The sequence below is a fragment of the Terrabacter sp. Root181 genome (assembly GCF_001428505.1).
Taxonomy (GTDB): domain Bacteria; phylum Actinomycetota; class Actinomycetes; order Actinomycetales; family Dermatophilaceae; genus Terrabacter.
In genome coordinates this window covers 1-17,519 of record NZ_LMHU01000002.1, presented here as the reverse complement: position 1 = coordinate 17,519, position 17,519 = coordinate 1, and the positions used below count along the sequence as shown (strand labels likewise).

14 protein-coding genes are annotated in these 17,519 nt (G+C 63.5%); 5 read left to right on the top strand and 9 right to left on the bottom strand.

Translation table 11 applies throughout. The features are described 5' to 3' along the window. Positions 1-146: 146 nt before the first annotated feature. Positions 147-1,322, bottom strand: coding sequence for an FtsK/SpoIIIE domain-containing protein (locus tag ASD90_RS22885; protein ID WP_162260187.1), 1,176 nt, complete (start codon positions 1,320-1,322; stop codon positions 147-149). Continuing rightward, entirely contained in the window at positions 1,315-2,427 is a 1,113-nt protein-coding gene (locus tag ASD90_RS22880; RefSeq protein WP_162260186.1) for an SIR2 family protein, read from the bottom strand. Before ASD90_RS22880 ends, ASD90_RS22885 begins: the two co-directional genes overlap by 8 nt. A 271-nt stretch (positions 2,428-2,698) precedes the next feature. On the opposite strand from ASD90_RS22880, the gene ASD90_RS24690 reads away from it, so the two are divergent. Beyond that, on the top strand, positions 2,699-3,529 hold the full coding sequence (locus ASD90_RS24690; RefSeq protein ID WP_162260185.1) for a transposase: 831 nt from the start codon (positions 2,699-2,701) through the stop codon (positions 3,527-3,529). Positions 3,530-3,812: 283 nt separating this feature from the next. Here ASD90_RS24690 and ASD90_RS08820 read toward each other — a convergent pair whose 3' ends face one another. Then, the gene (locus tag ASD90_RS08820; protein WP_235506503.1) at positions 3,813-4,193 is read right to left on the bottom strand and encodes an ion channel; all 381 of its coding nucleotides are present in this window, start codon (positions 4,191-4,193) and stop codon (positions 3,813-3,815) included. A 1,071-nt stretch (positions 4,194-5,264) separates the two neighbouring features. Here ASD90_RS08820 and ASD90_RS23430 point away from each other — a divergent pair. Continuing rightward, positions 5,265-5,729: a hypothetical protein gene (locus ASD90_RS23430; protein ID WP_157623108.1), complete on the top strand. Its 465-nt coding sequence runs from the start codon at positions 5,265-5,267 to the stop codon at positions 5,727-5,729. A gap of 706 nt (positions 5,730-6,435) precedes the next feature. Here ASD90_RS23430 and ASD90_RS08815 read toward each other — a convergent pair. The 4 genes from ASD90_RS08815 to ASD90_RS08800 form a co-directional block, all read right to left on the bottom strand. Further along, complete coding sequence (locus ASD90_RS08815) at positions 6,436-7,206, bottom strand: hypothetical protein (RefSeq protein ID WP_056754772.1); 771 nt, start codon at positions 7,204-7,206, stop codon at positions 6,436-6,438. A gap of 80 nt (positions 7,207-7,286) precedes the next feature. After that, positions 7,287-8,348: an IS110 family transposase gene (locus ASD90_RS08810; RefSeq protein WP_056754769.1), complete on the bottom strand. Its 1,062-nt coding sequence runs from the start codon at positions 8,346-8,348 to the stop codon at positions 7,287-7,289. Positions 8,349-9,138: 790 nt separating this feature from the next. After that, positions 9,139-9,954 (bottom strand): DUF6299 family protein, encoded by an 816-nt coding sequence (locus ASD90_RS08805; protein WP_056754767.1) that lies wholly within the window; start codon positions 9,952-9,954, stop codon positions 9,139-9,141. Positions 9,955-10,119: 165 nt separating this feature from the next. Then, on the bottom strand, positions 10,120-10,377 hold the full coding sequence (locus ASD90_RS08800; RefSeq protein ID WP_157623106.1) for a hypothetical protein: 258 nt from the start codon (positions 10,375-10,377) through the stop codon (positions 10,120-10,122). A gap of 101 nt (positions 10,378-10,478) precedes the next feature. Here ASD90_RS08800 and ASD90_RS08795 point away from each other — a divergent pair, with 101 nt between their 5' ends. After that, a complete protein-coding gene (locus ASD90_RS08795; protein WP_056754758.1) occupies positions 10,479-11,150 on the top strand; it encodes an esterase family protein in 672 nt (223 codons plus the stop codon). Between the two features lie 1,353 nt (positions 11,151-12,503). Here the strand turns inward: ASD90_RS08795 and ASD90_RS08790 are convergent. Both ASD90_RS08790 and ASD90_RS23945 read right to left on the bottom strand, forming a co-directional pair. Continuing rightward, complete coding sequence (locus ASD90_RS08790; RefSeq protein WP_056754755.1) at positions 12,504-13,115, bottom strand: DUF6308 family protein; 612 nt, start codon at positions 13,113-13,115, stop codon at positions 12,504-12,506. A gap of 538 nt (positions 13,116-13,653) precedes the next feature. Further along, the gene (locus ASD90_RS23945; RefSeq protein WP_200958585.1) at positions 13,654-14,469 is read right to left on the bottom strand and encodes a hypothetical protein; all 816 of its coding nucleotides are present in this window, start codon (positions 14,467-14,469) and stop codon (positions 13,654-13,656) included. An 883-nt stretch (positions 14,470-15,352) separates the two neighbouring features. Between ASD90_RS23945 and ASD90_RS08780 the strand changes: the two genes are divergently transcribed. Together ASD90_RS08780 and ASD90_RS08775 are read left to right on the top strand one after the other, a co-directional pair. Continuing rightward, the gene (locus tag ASD90_RS08780) at positions 15,353-16,453 is read left to right on the top strand and encodes an SPFH domain-containing protein (RefSeq protein WP_369793581.1); all 1,101 of its coding nucleotides are present in this window, start codon (positions 15,353-15,355) and stop codon (positions 16,451-16,453) included. Positions 16,454-16,754: 301 nt separating this feature from the next. Further along, on the top strand, positions 16,755-17,372 hold the full coding sequence (locus tag ASD90_RS08775) for a YbjQ family protein (RefSeq protein ID WP_056754747.1): 618 nt from the start codon (positions 16,755-16,757) through the stop codon (positions 17,370-17,372). Positions 17,373-17,519 lie beyond the last annotated feature (147 nt).

Here is a 17,519-nt window from a genome sequence, read left to right as displayed (position 1 = left end):
CGGGTGAGTCACACCGCCGCCTAGCGCGCGCGTCGCACAGGATCACAGACCCAAATTGCTGGGACCGGCCCAGGTGGGCAGCCGCTACTGCCTGGATGCTAGACCGACCGGAGCTCGAGGCATGCGAATCACCGACTATCTTGGCGCTAATGCAACCCAGCACTTGCCGCGGCTCGAATTGCCCGACGCATCATATCGAGTTCGCTTCTAGCGAGAGGCGTGGACGGTGTGAATCGTCGTACAGCCTTTGTTCGCGTTTCGAACAAGAGAGCTGAGCCATCAGAGGCCGGCGCAGAAACCTCCCTACCCCCCATCATGCTCATCGCAACTTCCCGTTCCGTGTTCGCAAGGACGATTCGCGCGGAGTTGTCGCGCAAACGCTCAAGCCGCTGGACATCTGCGTCGGACTGAAGGGATGCGACGATATGCATCGCAACGAATGGTTCGAGAAGCGAGAGTTCTGCTCTAAGCCGAGCAAAGTCGCCGGCGGTTTCGAGAGACTGCCTCGGCTCGTCCATGACGATAACCAGGCGTGGGCGCCGATTGGATGCCACGTCTGACATGTTCTGCCTGTCGCTCAGGCGCATACGAACTTCACTGGCTATGCGCGAGTAGGCGGACCTGAGGCCAGTCCCGTCACTTGGCCGATGACCCATCAAGACGTGTGGAAACTTATAGAAATCCTCGAATTGGCCGCCCCTTCCGTCCAAAAAAAGAAACATCACGTCTTGTGGGGACGCAGACATCGCCAGCCCAGCGATGACGTTCCTTATCAACACAGTCTTTCCCGAGCCGGTACGGCCCGCTATAAGCAAGTGTGGCTGTGCCGAATCCAAGCGCACTTTCACTGCCCTCTGAGAACTTTCTCGAGCCGCGATCATTCCGATTGGAATGGAGGGCAGAGAGTCCTTGGCGGCCGAGGTGCTCCAGTGGCGAGCAATCGCATCCATAAGCCGGTCAGCGCCCCGCACCTCAGTGCCGGGAAACAGCAGGTCGATGATTGTCGAGCTATTGGTCTGGGCGTGCGAGGCGGACCGCCCAAGGGTTGCGCTTAGCTGCGAGTCCGCCTGCTCAAATACCTCCGCCACCGCCGTCAGATTTGATGCGATTTGCATCAATGCGTCCACAGTTCGCTCCGAAGAGTCACCAAGATCCGAGAGTGACTCCTTGAAGATCGCAGAACCGAGCAGACCGGACTCTGCCATTGTGTCTAGCAATTGGCCGCGAACCCTACCAGTCGTCCCCATGACCTCGTCTGCAGCCATTCTTGCGGCCGCCGCAAGGGCACGGAGGTTGTTTGTGTCAACGACGATCTTAGCCATCTGTAGTCCCCTCGGCCGCCGACTGAGCGCCAAATTGAAGCGCATATAAAGTACTGAGAGAACTCAAGGCTTCGTCGCCCAGGCTGGTTTGACTGACACGCGCCAGCTCGATGAGTTCTTCGATTTGAGGTTTGAGTGAGAACGGCACCTCTCCACTGCCGAGGCGTTTAAGGAGATGTTCGCTACGCGCACCTTGGGTCTCGTTTTGCAATTCATTCTTGAGCTGATCAAGGATGTCTGGAGATACGAACCGATTGCGCTGGCTTCCTAGGGATCCACACTCACGCAACTCCGCAAGGAATCTGCTCATTCTGACATTTAGGTCGTCAGCAATTGCATCAGTCAGAACGACGGTTTCGATTCCCGCCGCCGCGTCCAGGGCTTCTCGAACAGGATTGCGGTCTACGCGCACTATATATGACTTGGGTCGTTCATCCGATTCCACTCCCCGCATCATGGACATGAGGCGATGCCACATTACGCGGACGTTTGTATCGGAAAATCCGTAGCCAAGGAAGAGGACGGAGTTGCCTAGAAGGTCTGAGCGAAACTTGACATCAAGGGGAGATTCGAATTGAAGGCGCTCAAAGTATGAGGATTCCGTGAATACGAGGCTAGTTTCCCACTGGAGGTCTCCGTGAAACTTGATAATCTGCGTACCTGTCGCGAGGCTCTGAGAAATGTGTCTCGGTGTAGCGATGAGCTGATAGGAGGCATTGAGCGCGTCGAATGTCCTCTCGATTAGGTCATCGTAATTCGTTGTGTAAATTCTGCTCGCATTCAAATTTACTAGTTCTACATGCGCGCTGCTCGTCGAGGCATCAACATCCGGCCGTGAGATGACGTTGGATATCTTTTGCCTCAGCGGCCCGATTTCCTTACCGGTGGCCACGTAGAGGTACTCGGCCGCCTTTAAGGGATCTCCTCCGCAAGATGCGTTGATCTCATCAAAATCAGGAATTCCAGAGATCTTCGCGGACACACTTCGGAGGAGATCGGTCCAGGAAGGAAGCCCCAGTGACATGCTCAGCCCGGCACCAACAAACGGGATCAGTCGACCGTCGGCCTGCGCCTGTTGCAGCTCGGGCGGTGCCGAATCAATCATTGTGGTCAATGGGACCGCCCCTGACGTCCAAGTGAGTCTGTCGCCGTCCGTGCGGGACCTACTAGCACGGCACCATAGCAACACAATCCGTACCAGGGCGGTCCTACCAGTCAACTTCGGTCGATTTGCTCGCTTCACGCTCGCCACCAGGCCAGTGGCCGCGGGTGGAAGAGCCCGGCTCTTTGCCCACCGAGGCCCCTTGAAAGTTGTTGATCGACTATCTGGACCGGGGGCCCGCGTGCCGCACCCGCCGAGCCTCACCTCAGCCGCCATGGTGGTCGCCCGCAGCGCCGCTGTCATCGAACGCTCCCTCAACGTCCTCAAACAATGGCGCGGGCTCGCCACCAGATACGACTGTGAGGATGGACCGGTGCCGCCTCGGGTCGTGGTCTTCGCCAAGGCCGGTGACGGCCAGGTCGAGATGCTGCGAATGTTCAAGCTGGCCAAGGCATCCGCGGTCAAGTCCCGTAGCCAGGCGATCAACCAGCTCAAGGCCGTCCTGGTCCGTGCCGAGCCGGCCCTGCGCGAGTCAATGACGCGGCTGAGCAACCCCAAGCTGTTCCGCCGATGCGCCGAGCTGACCGTTTCGGCCGCGAGCGACCCGGCCACCACGGCCGCACTGACTCTGCGGCTCCTGGCCCGTCGAATCCTGACCCTGACCGGCGAGATCAACGAGCTCGAGGACCAGATCACCACGGCCGTGCAGGCCCGCGCGCCGCAGCTGCTGGACCGGTACGGCGTCGGACCGGACACCGCTGCCGCGCTGCTGCTCACCGCGGGGGACAACCCCGAACGCCTGACCAGCGAAGCCTCCTTCGCCGCGCTCTGCGGGGTCAGGCCGATCCGGGCGTCCTCCGGGAAGACCCATCGGCGCCGACTGAACACCGGCGGTGACCGGCAAGCCAACTCCGCCCTCTACACGATCACCATCTCCCGGCTCCGCTGGGACACGCGCACCCAGGAGTACGTCCGTCGCCGCATGGCCGAGGGCAAGACCCGCCGCGAAGCCATTCGCTGCCTCAAGCGGTACATCAGCCGCGAGCTCTACCGCGACATCACCGCAAGGCCGGACCCCTACTCACGCGCCAGCTCAGCCGCTTGACATCCATAGGGGCATCAAGCTCGCCCTGACCCACCGCGGTGGCGTCGTCCTCGGCGCGATCAGCACCTGGCTACGAGAACTGGGAGACACGCCCTAGTGCCGACAGCCACCACGCGTGCACCACGACTGCGCGTCACTCCGGTCAGGGCGAGTCCTTTCGCCGCGTGCCGGGCGTCCGATAGCCGCCGCCAGTGGTCCAAAGTTTCGTTACGCGGGCCCCTTGCCGGCACCGACCGTGAGTACTGAGGGTTCATTGTGGTGATCTCTCGATCGGACCCTCCTCTCACTCGGCCTGGACCCGACCGAGGATCCACGACGTAACAGAGGCAATTACTGATCCCACGACGGCGACCCCTACAACCATGAGAACCACTCCCACCGCACGCCCCTCTCCAGTCACCGGGAACCTGTCTCCGTAACCGACCGTCGTCACCGTCGCCGAGGCCCACCAGAGAGCGTCACCGATGGTCGTGATGTTCGCTCCCCCTGCGGCGCGCTCGGCGTCGAGAACGGCGAGCGCGCCCAGCCCCACGGCGACCGATGCCGCGCCCGCCACGTAGACGAGGACCCGCCCCGCAAGGTTATTCGCGGCCGATCGGTCAAGGATCCGCACGAGTGCGAGCAGGCGCAGGAGGCGCAGGGGGCGAAGGAGCGGCAGCGCCACCAGGGCAACGTCGTACCAATGGTGCAGCGCGTAGGAACGGCGATTGTCGGCGAGGGCGAGACGAATGACAAGGTCGACGGCGAAGGCTCCCCACACCGTCCAAGAAAGCGCGCCAGGACGTTTCTCGTGCTGGGATCAAGGCGAGGGTCGAGCACAGGCCAGGCGTACGCGATGAGAAATGCGACAGCTAGCAGGATGAGCGGCACCTCGGAGCGCCGCTCCCACTTTTCAACGGTCATGAGGACCAGTTTCTCAGGCAGGCATCCACGGAACGCGTTATCGCTGGCGCGACTACGGGTCCACCCCTTCGACACCTACCGAGTCACCGCTTCGCAACTGCAAAGGGGCCGCGCCGCCGCGGGTGGCGACCCGGCCGAAAGGCCCGCGATCGGGGCGCCTCCAGACCTGCGTCCTTCCGCCGCGCGAGGGCGGCTCCGCTCGCCCGGTCAGGCCGCTGACTGCGAGAGCCTCGGCCACGATGACGACTCGAGTGGTGGGCGCTCGTCACGCCCGAGCGCTCCGTCTTCCGTACGGTCGTCGCCGGTGCGCCGCATGCCGGGCTCGATCGAGTCGCCGGCTGCGCGGCATGTCCCGAGTCGGTAGCAAAACGCGCGTCTTCTGGCCATTCGGGGGTGCGCCTCGAGATGGCGGTTCTAGGCAGATTGGAGCCGGTCACAGTCATGGTATGCGTAAGGAATGAACGTTTAGAAGCCTCGCCCCAGCGCGCAGAAGGCCCGCTTCTCCTTGAGAGCGCCTCACATGGCGCAATTCATCCTCCCCGCTGAGGCGCCTCCCCGCCGACGGCATTTCGGCCATCGAACGATTCATCCCCGACAAGCTCGTCGGAAACGCAAGGGGCAGCCGGTCATAGTCGCGCTGCCGGGCAGAACGGCCCCGGCGCAGCCGCCGTAGTCTCACCGCGTGGCGTCTTAGGGCGGGGAGGCGAGTTTCGCTGGGCCGCGAGGGCCCCAGGTCGGTAGACTTGGACCGAGCAACCCAGTCGTTTCTTGCAACGGAGGAAGAGCTGTGGCAGAGGCGTCTGCGTTGTTCAAAGCCCGACTCGGTGTCGACGTGGGACGCGTCATCGCGCTGGACGATACGGACAGCGGCATCTCGATGTTGACGGAGAGTTGGCGGTCGACCTCATATTCGCCCAGCTGTCTTGAGGCCCTGTACCGGCTCAACAGCGGCATGCCTTTCGAGAACGAAGTCTTCATCGTTTCGAAATGTGGACCTAAAGTCGAGGCACGGACCCGAAGTTGGTTCCACAACACCCAATTTTGGACCCGCACAAGAATCGGACCGGATCATCTCTTCGTCGTTCGTGAGCGCGGCGATAAGGCCGCGGTGGCTGAGCGATTGTCCCTTACTCACTTCGTTGATGACCGCGTCGGCGTACTGCTGGCCATGTCCAGTGTTCCCTACCGTTACGTGTTTGGGCCCGCAGAACCGCCGCAGGTCCCGCCCGGCGTGCGATGGGTGAGAGACTGGGGTGAACTGGAAGATCGACTTCACCGGGACCAGCCCGGGCGATGAGTGGGGCATGATCTGTGTATGGACAATGCGGTTTGGGGACTCATCGGGACGCTGCTCGGGGGAGCGCTCGCAATGTGGGGCAACCTAAGCTCCACACGCCTGCAGCTGAAGACTCAGCACCTCCAGCGGCTCACCAAGCGTAGAGATGCAGAAAGAAGCGGTCGCCAGACGTGCTATCTGGAGTTGCTCGACACGGCCAGACGGATGCGGTTTGCCGCTCGGCCCGGTCGGGAGCACTCCGTGAGTTACCGTGACGAGCTTGGTACCACACTCTCTCGGTTGGTGTACGAGGTGGAGATGACTGCCCCGGTACAAGTTGTGCAGACCGCCCAACATCTAGCACGGGCCACGCGTGACTACCTGCGGTCCGCGGTCGAGAGGGAAGGCACAGTTACATCACCAGATGCTCCCGAACTCAACGACAAGCGGGTGGCTGCTCGCGAGGCGGCCGACGCCTTCATTTCAGCAGCTCGCACTGACTTACTTGCCCTGACCGAGCCAATGGCTGAGTAACGCCTCCTAGGCCGGGGGCGTGAGTTGGCATCTTTGCTGAACGCCCTTCGACTACGACGGAAACTGCACCAGCCTATGCGCCAAGGTTGCCACTCCACGGCGAGCCGTGGCGGCACGTCCAGACGAGTACCGTCCTAGAGAGCACCGTTGTTATGGCAAAGTGCGTCACTTCGCCGCGATTCGGGCCAGGCGATCACCCTCTGTACAACGCCCCACTCTGATCGAGCCACCACACTTCTATCTCGGCGGCAGTAAGCGATCCAGTCGTCTGGGAATGCAGCTCCCGGTAGCGCGGGAAGTCGGGAAGTGCGATGACACTGCGCCAAGTCGGTTCCTTGCCCCGGAGCCGCATCGCGGCCAGAACTGCCTGGGCGTACCAGTGGCCAGCTTGCGTGCTGGGGCTCGTCCGTTTTGCCTCACCCGCCCGTGCCGGATCTGCATAACTACGACTGGGGAAACCCTTGACCTCGACGCCGACCGTTTGCGCGTCACGGGAGGCGATGACGTCGACGCCGTGCTCTTTGGTGGCGGTGTTGGCCACGGACAGGATCCGCCATCCCTCGGCGGCCAGTGCCGTAACGAGAGCAGCCTGAACGTTGGCCTCGGTGTGCCACTCCTCGAAGGGATCTGTGCGCGACACATCTGGGTCAGCCGCCTGAGAAGCGGGCGCGGATGGTGGGCTGGGCGCCGGGGCACTGCGCGGCGCAACCTGACCCGCGACGTCTAACCCAAGCGCGGCGAGATGTCGTCTGGCCGTGTGCGACATGAACTCCGCCCGCGGAATCCCAGTCGCTGCCTCGAAGGCCTGAACGACAGGAAACCACGTGTCGTTCACGTGCACGGCGTGCTTGCGGATTACCTCCGGCACGACGCCACTGAGCCGCTGCTCCACAATCTCGCGGCTCAAGCTGAGGTGGCGGCCGTTTAGCGTGAACTGGATCGACGAGCGGTACTCCCTCTGCATGCCAAGAAATGTACGACGGCCGATCATGACGAAGGCCGCTCCGAAGGCGTCGGGTTGAGCCGCGACGCTCCTATGGTTCGTCAAGCAGCTGCGGCGCCGTTTTCGAGTAGGCGGTAGAGGTCGCGGGCGACGTAGCGGGCAAGGCAGCGTTTGATCTCTCGGCTGGTCTTTCCTTCCGCACTGCGGCGGGCGACGTAGTCGCGGGTGGCTGGCTGGTACTGGATCCGGATCCGGACCACGGTGTGCAGGGCTCGGTTGAGCTGGCGATCGCCGTAACGGTTGAGCCGATGCCGGGTGGTGACTTGGCCACTGTTCGCCGGGATCGGGGCGACACCGGCGAGCATCGCGAACGCCGCCTCGGAGTGGATGCGGCCGGGGTGGGACCACGCGCATAACACCGTCGCAGCCACGATCGGACCGACGCCGAACTGCTCGAGCAGGTCGGGTCGCCAGGTGCGGATGATGGTCACGATGGCCTTCTGGTGTTCACGTGCCTCTTTGAGCATCGCGTGCGCGCGACGAGCCAAGGCCCGCAACGCCACCACGGTGCTGGTCGTCTCGATGTCCCAGGAGGAGTGCACGCGCAGGTTCGCGGCCGTGTTGAGCATCGCGGCAACCTTCTGCCCGCGGAACCGGGCTCGGATCGGCTCGGGCGCGGCGATGACCAGGCTGAAGACCTGCAGCTGGGCCTCGGTGGAGGCATTGATCGCGGAGCGGCGAGCAGTCAGAAGCACTGACAGTGCTTGGCGTTCGGCGCCGCTGCGGGGAGTCCCCAGCTGGGGTCGAGCCAGTGCTTCACGCGCGGCTCGGATCGCATCGAGCGGATCTGACTTCGCCCCGTTGCGGCGAGCAGCCCGCTTCGGGCGGTCCAACTCGATGACGATCTCGCAGGCCTGCAGCAGGTGACGACTCAGACCGGCGCCGTGGCCGCCGGTGCCCTCGATCGCCCAGGCCCGCAACGTCGCGTGGTTGTTGGCGAACTCCACCAGCTCGGCATAGCCCTCGGTTGTCGCCTCGACCGTGATCTCGTCGAGGAGACCACCGGTCGCGGTGTCGACCACGGCCGCGGAGTGAGTGTGGACGTGGGTGTCGACGCCGATGACGACATCGACCACCTCACGCAGATCGGTCAGACTGGCCATGCGTTCTCTCCTTCGCCGGATGGGACGTGGTTCCGGTCCGGGACGGAGGTTCGGCGGGACTGTGATGAGACACGCGAGGCGCTGCTAACGCCAGGCGGTCAAGCTCCTGATCAGGCCAGCTCCTCCAACCGGGCCGGGGCCGGCGACCACGAGCGGACAAGTCGCAGCAGGGCACGAGGCCAGTCACACCGTGGGTCACACTCGTGGTCACCAACCACAGCCCAGCACCATCAGGCTGCGAACGCGATCCTCACAGTCACACCGCCGCCTGTCGACCATCCGGCGGCATGGTCGGCCGAACGTCCTCGGGGCGGCAAGAGGGGACGTTGCGATTCGATGACGAGCGGGCCGCGCCAACTGGATTCACGCGAGGTTTGCACCCGTGATGTCCTGCCAGCTGCCCGGCCGGGTCCTCTGGCGAGCCAAGGTCGCAGCCGGGGCTCCTTGCGTTCGCAGCCATGACGGCTCTGACCGGCTGCGAAAACATAAGGGGCTCTTCACAATCGAGGGTGTAGCGCGCGAACTCGAGCACGCGCGTCTGGAGGAGCCCCGGCTGTGGTCGTGCCCGAAAGGGCGACCGGTGGCAGGTTCCGCTGTTTGGGCGGCGGGTCGTCAGGCACAGGCGGGCGGCTCAAAGGTTGTCGATCGGCAGGCGTGGGATCTCGTCGGCGAGCCGCGGATGGCGGACTGACGGTATACGCGAACGGCGTTGCCTGGGACATGAGCTGGGTGGGTCAGGTCGCCGGGTGCGTCGCGGCGGCTGAGGCCGCGACGCACCTCGGCGCGTCTGTTACTTGCCGTTGCGGCTCACCTGGATGCGCTGCTCGACAGGCGTGAAGGCGCAGTCGAGCACGCCGCACGCGATCGCGAAGGTGACGTTGGCGGCCTTGCCGCCCGCGAACAGGCCGTTCTCGCTCGTCGCCACGGCCGACCACATGTGGACGGCGCCGTCGCACTCGAGGGGGTAGGCGAAGAACTGCCCCGTGATCTTCGTGCGGCCGACCGTCTGGACCACTTGGCCCTCGATGTCGCTGGCGTACCCGTCCGCGTTCGAGCAGGCGTACGTGCCGGTCAGCCGGAGGCTGCCGTCCTTGTATGCCGTCGCGCGCGGGTCGACCGTCGCAGTGATCTCCGGAGCCGGGGGCGCCGCGTCGAACGTGGCCTTGAGGGTGCCCCCGATCACGCCCGGCGTGTCCGAGAACGCCATGACGTAGTAGGTGGTCCCGGCATCGCCACGAGCCGCGGACACCCCCGGGCCACACGCGACGACCTGGCCGCCCGCCGCGGGGTCGCCGGCGACGATCATGACGCCGGCGGAGAAGTCGGAGGCCGAGACGTCCGCGACCAGGCCGCTGCCTGTGGTGTCGGTGTAGGTGAACCAGACGCTGCCGTTCGTGGCGGGCGCCCCGCAGCCGGCGTTGAGGCTGGCGTCGAGCGCGTCCGTGGTCGCGTCGGTCGTGCTCTGCGTGATGGTGGTCGGCACCGTGGCGATGATGGTGGCCCCGCTCGGCGAGTCGTTGCCCGGTGCGGCGATCGCCGAGGTCGCGCCCAGCGGCGCCAGCAGCGCGGCTGCGGCGAGCGAGACGAGTAGGCGTGTTGCTCTCATGAAGATCCCCTATCGCTGGGAGGCGCTCGCCTTTGAGCGCCTCACCCGAACTAGACCGCGCACCAAGCCAACGGGTTGCCCGGTGCGCGATACCCATACCAACTCTTTACGGTCGCGCAGGACTTGTCCCGCTTTGCCCTCCGAGACGCGGAGAGCCGGCGTCTGTCAGCGCAGGAGGGCGCGCAGTGCCTGCGCTGCGCGCTCGAGGCTCGGGCCGACGGAGCGCACGTCCAGGGGGCCGAGCGACACGACGCCGACCGAGGCCTCCACCGGGGCCGTCGCCTCGGGGCAGACGGCCAGCGGGACGGCCCGACCGTGGGCTCCCGCGTGCAGTTCGCCGTCGGTGCGGAGGACGCCGGCCCGGCCGGCGCCGTCATGGAACGCTGCAGTGAACCACTTCATCGTCGTCGGCTCCTGAGGCACAGGAGAAGTATGGCGAACATAGACGTCCGGATCTGCCGCTCCCCGAGCGATCGTGCCGACGAGCGGGCTGGTGGCTCAGCGCCCTGTGCGACCATGCCGGGGTGAGTGAATGGCCCTCCGTCGCCAGGGCCTCGGGCGAGTTCATCACCGAGACGTTCGATTACGACGGCGGACGACAGGTGACGGTCTACGTCCCGCCGGACCCACCTAATGCGATTGTGTTCGCCGGTGACGGTCAAGTTCTCACGCCGTGGGCCGCTGACCTCGAGAAGACCGATATCCAGGTGGCCGCGATGGTGGTTGGCATTCACCGGCTGGCTGACGAGACGCTTCGACTTCACGAGTACTCCCCCGGGTTCGATCCCGACCGGTTCGCGGCGCACGAGACATTTCTCGTCCGGGACGTTCGGGGTTGGTTGAAGACGCGGTTCGGGGTTGCCCTTCCCGCCGCGCGCACCGCCGTGCTCGGTGTCTCAGCGAGCGCAGAACTGGCCTTGGCGATGGGCCTGCGTCATCCGCAGGTCTTTGGAGCCGTGTTCTGTGCCTCGCCGGGGGCGGGCTTCCAGCCACCCGTGGAGATGCCTGTGCGGCTACCGCGCACCTACATCGTCGCAGGCACGCAAGAGCCGTTCTTCCTGGAGAATGCGACCCGGTGGGCATCGGCTCTAGCCAACCAAGGAGGGGACGTCGTGATGAAGGAGCGTGCCGGGTCGCACGGGGACGCCTTTTGGCGACGGGAGTTCCCGCTGATGGTCGCGTGGGCCTTCGGCTGAAGACTCAGCCGGCAGCGCACTCACATGCCGCGATCCGCTCGTTCAAGCGATGGTCGCTCGAGGTGCGTCTAACCGCCGCAAAGGCCTCTCTCTCCACCGAAAGCCAACTCCCAGGCGCCTGACAGATTCGGTCCAGAGGGTTGACTGCTCTGCCGTTCAGTCTCCGAGAACCCCGAACAGGGGAACCGCAGCGGCGATGCGCTGCTCGTCATCGCAGGTGAGACATAGAGACGACGGCCCGAACGCGGCATGCGCACTGTGGAAGCACGCGTTGCGGGCCTGCTCGAAGACGTGTTCGCACTCGAGCAGAACCCTCCACCACACGGCGTCAGGTCCGATGGTTTCTTGTCCCGCGACAGAACGAAAGCTGCCGGCATTCAGACCGGGGTAGTTGCGTTCTTGGACGAACCTGGCGCGCGACTCAGCGGGATGCGCTCCCGCGCCGGGTGCGCGCGGGTTTCGGGCTATTGGAACCGAGCGACCTAGGGTCGACCCTTCCTGCAACGCACAGACCACTTCGTCATCGCCAAAGACTTCATATTTCTGCGTGTCGATAAATGTTCCTATTCGTGAGCGCCTCGCGTGTCCGAGCTCCTCCTGAAGGCCTTCAAGATTGATGGCCCCCGGAGGCGAGCTAGAATCAAATGTTAATGCGAAAGCGTCATCATGCCTGATCAAGGCACCCCAGCGAACCTCCTGTGGCATCCACGAGTTGACACCCGAACTCTCCGCCAGACAGCAGGGGCACGTCTTCCCCCGCTCGTACTGCCATAGCGTCTGCTGCCAGTCGGGGTGGCGTTCCTCCCCTTTGGGACAAGACCACCAATACGGGGTCACGCCATCCGTAGCTGGGTAGCGCACGCGATTTCTGGCGGACCACAGCGGTGGTCCGATCAGCCTGACTGCCTTCGACTTGGCGTCGCTTCGCTTGCCGAAGTTGGTGACTGGCGGCCCAGCCCAGAATCGAGGCGCACTTGTTCGCGCGGCACGCGCCGTGCCCATCGGTGGGGCCGATTCTCGTCGAATGTTCCGCAGACGTGAATGAATGTGCATGCGGAGCGACGAGTCCCCACGCTTGAGCGCCTGAGCAATCGAGCGCAACTTGCGGACGTACACCAACTCGTTCCGCGACAGATACGCCATCTCTGCTTCGGCAGTCAAAGCCTGGAGGTGCTTTCGCTCCTCGGACGCTTGCTGGTCCCATCCCAAGGCCGATCCCCTTCGCTCGTTGGCGATAGATATATCTGACGAAGTTCGGCCTACGTGCAGGAATCGGAGGATTCGACCGCCACATACCGCCGCAAGCCGGCTCGGTGCCGGTCCTGCGCACCTGGCCAACCTTCGACCTCCGACCTAAGCCTGTGACGCCAGGATCCTGTCCGAGTTGCCCGTGCCGTCCATCCAGGCGAGCACGTCAAAGACTCTGAGCGCGCTGATACACGCGTTGAGGCGAGCGTCTGCTCGGCAGTCAAGCAGCCGTTGGTGAAGGGCATGATTGTTCCGAGTCAGCGCCGCGTGCATGGGCGACCAGAGCACACCCGATCCACCGAGCGCGACCTCGTTGACCACAGAATCGAAGATCGGAATCATCCGCGGTCGCTTGCGTGCCATCAGCTTGCTGACAGTGGTCGGGCCGAGCCCCGGGAGCTCGGATAGCGCGCTCCACATCTCCCAAGCTGGTGCGAAGTCACTCTTGGTCACGGACGGCACGTCGACCAAGTCCATGTCGGGCCCAAGTGCTTCAAGTAGCACTTCGTAGCGTCGACGCTGATATACGAGGAGCTCGAGTGCGGCTCGAGCCGATACCTCGACAGATAGCAAGCTCACTGCGACGAGGTCATCGCTGGTGAAGGTGTTCACGGAGGCGGACCGGGTACCGCTGGGATCAAAGGCGTCGAACTGTCCGCCGGTGAATCCGCCGCCGCCTCGCGTAACGGGGGCGAAGTAGGCCGACAGCACCTTCACAGCGCGAGCGTTGCTCATTTCGAGCAGGGACGGTGGAAGGGTGAGCTCCGCTGGATTCTTGGAAATTTGCCGACTCGTCGCTGTTCAAGATGCGCTTGTTCGTCGCGACCTTAGGCACGCGGTCGCACGCACGACAGCCGACTCGCCGGTCCGTGAGAACCCCCGAGCCTTGACAATGTGGCCTCGGCCGAAGGTTGACCCGGCGGACGAGTTGCCCGCGACTCTGGGAGGCCTGGCGGCTCAGCAGCAACGCGTCTATCCGCCGCCAGCCGGGCGTACGGGGTTGAGCCACTGCCAATGACAGGATGCTGGGCTCACCCGATGTGAACGGGCTGGCACGAGCGCGACCGCGATGGCTGACGTCGTGCGAGACAACCATCGTCTGGGCCAATGCGCGATGGCTTCCCTAGATCGGCCTTGCTCAGACCATTAGTTCAGGCGTCGCAAGTCGTCGCTTGGCTGTTCGGTGCTGCCGTTGGCCGTTAGCCGGTGCGCACTGTCCTGTGTGGGGTGTGGCGCGCACCGGCTGGCGGAAGGATCAACTGGTGGAGCCGGTGACCTTCACGATGTTTGCGACGAATCGCGGCACGGTTGTGTTGCCGCCGACCTGCGTGTCGTAGGAGAACGAGCCGTCGACCTCGACGTAGATGGTCACAAGGTCGTCTTGCACGACGTCGTCGAAGATGCCGGCCCGGCCTTCGTCGACGATGCTGTTCGTGTCGTAGTCGTACCACTCGGACTTGCGCGAACTTGCCAGGTCGGCGCGGAACGTGGTGGTGCCGGTGGCGGCGTCGAACTGGGTGACGTGCCCGTAGAGCACGTACTTCTTGCCGATGTAGCGGTCCGGATTCTTCGCGACCTTGGCAAACTGGCGGGCGGTGATCTTGTCGTACGTGCCCTTGTCAGTCTTGGCCTTCTCCGCGGCTGCCTTCGCGTCGGCGTCAGCCTTGGCCGCGGCGGCGTCCGCCTTCGCCTTCTTCGCCTGGGCGTCAGCTGCTGCCTTCGCGTCGGCGCCTGCCTTGTCGGCGGCGGCCTTGTCGAGCGATGCCTGCACGGACGGGTCGGTCGTTGGGAAGTTCCCGGCGTCGCTCGTGGCAGGGCTCGAGGACGACTGCAAATTGTCGGCAACGGTGGTGATCGTGTCGGTGGCGGGCTTGTCCCCGTTGGTGAGGCTGCCGACGAGGCCGATCGCTAGAAACGCGCCGATGCCGATACCCCACTTCTTGCCCCTGCTCATCTTCTTCTTGGGCGCTGGCGAAGTGGGCGGAGTCGGCGGGGTGCCGTAGTAGGACTGGTGCGACTGGATCGGGTCGCCCTGCGGTGCCGGGAATTGTTGGGTCGGGTCGTTGCTCATGGTGTTCGGTTTCTCTCTCATGCGTTCGGCGACAGGTGTGGCAGTGGACAGTGTGCGACGCTCCACGGGTGATACCGGCGGGTTTGCCGGAAATGTGACCTGAAAGCCTCGTCCCCCGCCGGACCCAGCCGTCTCCGGTCCCGACCCAAGCGGGGCAGCCTGCGTCGCGGCCGTGTCAAGGATCCGTTTCGCGATGATTGGTTGAGCGGGCTCGCGCGGTGGCTACCCCACGCTCGGTGCGTCTAACCGCCGCCCATCGACTGGTCGCCGTTCACGGACGCGTCGCGTAGGCCATCAATGCGAGCGTCGATGCGGTCCCAGCGGGTCGATTGGACTGGCTCCCCTCACAGTGATCGCTCCGCACAGTCGGCCCTTCAGTTGGGAATTCTTTCGTTCGCAGGAAAGCTTCCAACCTGCGCTCCTCGTCGCGAGGCACCCAGGGGCCCCTTGCTGCTCGCACCCGACCTGGAGGTACTTGGAAGGCCGGACCAGCTGCGCACCCGTGATTACGGAGTAAACCCGGTCCAAGCCCGATCCCTCCGACGCAGCATCTTGGTCCCAAGCGAGTGACGGTGCTGGCGACGAGCGTCTGGCTGGTTCTCACCGGGACCCCGGCGGGATCGAGCTCTCGAGCGCCTGGGGCAATGACGAGAGCCAGGTGCTCAAACCCGCGGGCCGACCCACGGGTGAAGAAACGCACCAAACGGTCGGTCCCAATCGGCCGCGCAACAGGCGCGGACCTGCTTGACTAGGCGCCTCGCGATCTGGCGAGACAAGCCAAGCATCGCACGCGTACGCGCCCGGGGACGGAGACAGCATGGGGCTAGTAAGAGCCGCTATCGGGGCAGTCGGCGGCACGCTGGCTGATCAGTGGAGAGACTTCTTGACCGTCCCCGCCCACGTTGAGCCGACTGCCGCGCTGTTCCCCGCTGTTCCTGTAGGTACAAATACGCGACGCGGATCGAATACCCAGGGCTCCTCCGCAATTGTGACCAATGGTTCCAAGATCGTTGTTCCCGAAGGATACGGCCTCCTGCTTTTCCAGGAAGGTGAGCTGACCGCATTTGCGAACGAACCGGGTGGGTATATTTGGAACTCGGAGGATGTTAACTCGCAGACGCTTTTCGCTGGAGACAGTTGGTCAACGTCGCTCGTGAAACAGTCGTGGGAGCGTTTCCAGTTCGGGGGCCGTCCGGGTGCGCAGCAACTCGCACTCTTCGTTAACTTGAAAGAGCTACCCAACAATAGGTTCGGAACCCAATCCGTTATCTATTGGGACGACGCCTACTTCAACGCCCAGGTTGGCGTATTGACACACGGCACGTATAGCTTGAATATCGTTGACCCTATCGTGTTTGTGAAGCAATTTGTCCCCGCGACCTATTTGCAGGCGCAAGCAATCTTTGACTTCACGGATACAGCAAACGCGGCAGCGAATCAGCTGTTCTCAGAAGTTGTCGGCTCGCTGTCCGCCGCCTTCAGTTCGTATGCCAATCATACGGACAGACGGCGGCGTATCACCAACATTCAGCAGGACTCGCTGGGTTTCGCCGAGGCGTTGTCGCAGGCTGTTCAGGAGTCATACCGTTGGAAGTCTACTCGTGGCCTGATGATTTCCAAGGTATCGATCGTCGGTATTGATTATGACGAACACACTAGGGAGTTACTCAGGAGTGTCCAGCGCGCCGATGCGCTAGGAGGTACGCGGGGGAACTCGAACTTCCAGGCGTCGGTTGCCGCTGGCATGGAGGCTGCAGGCGAGACCGACGGGGCGGGCGGAATCCTTGGGATGGGGATAGCGGCCGGCTCGGTCGGACTTTCTTCACTCATGCAGGCGCCGAGTGCCCAGCCCATCGAGGGCGGAACACAGGGCGGTTCCGACTTGGTGACCACACTGGAAGGCCTAAAGCGTGCGCTCGAGGCCGGACTGATCGACCAATCCGACTTCGATGCCGCCAAAGCTAAAGCCCTCGGCCTGTCTTAGGGATATGGTCGTACGAAGATGTGGTTGGTGTGATGAAACTGATCAAATGCACGCGGTGCGGGAGTAAGGAACTTTTCGAGGAGAACGGTTACGTCATATGTGCGTACTGTCGCTCACGCTTTGCATCGCAGCCCGAGGACATTCCCCGCAAGGAGAGCGTCATCTCACTCCAATCGGATGTACAAGTTCTCCTTCAGAAGTGCCAAGATGACCCAGGGAACAGCTCTCGATACGCGAGTCTCATTCTTGACATCGATCCCACTAATGTTGAAGCCGCGAAGTACCTACGCTAAAGGGAATCATGAAGACCAAGGACATTGCCAAGAGGTACGGACTGGAGCCGGCCTCCTTCGACCGGTGGTTGAAGCAGTCGGGACAACCCCATAGGTCCGGACTAACTGGGCTAACAGTGGACGACAGCCAAGATGCAGACGAACTCGTCGGCAAGTACAACCGGCACCTCACGGAGGAGCAAGAACGCTTCGCCCAGGAGCAGGAGCGCGCCGCGCTGGAGCAGGACCGCGCCGAGCGCGCAGCTGAGGTTAAACAACAGGCACTGGCGAGCATGCTAATCACCTCAGGGTTCAACTTCGACGGCTATACGATTACACGGTACTCCGGCTACATATCAGGAGACGATGCCGTTTCGATGGAGCGACCATCCCAGGGCTGGTTGGGGGGCGTCAGCAAGGATGTCGGAGCGGACTTGCTAGCTGGGCTAGTTCACATACGGCGTAACGCCCTGACTGAACTCAAGGAAGCGGCCTACGCGCTGGGATGCAATGCCGTGATCGGTGTGGACTTCGATTACCTGACCTTGGACCCCGAGACCGTCAACAATCAAGGTGGAACCTTGTACCTGCCTTTTCTGTTTGCCGTGACGGCCAACGGAAATGCTGTGGTCATCGAAAAGAACTAGCGCACCAACCCGAGACAGGGACGCTGTGCCAGCTCGCGATGGCAAAGGGGCTCTTCGGATCTGAGCGTGGGTGAGGCGTTCGGCGTGGCGGTCCGGGCATAGATGCGTCGAGGTCTTCAGGATCGGTAGCGACCAAGCTGCCTAACT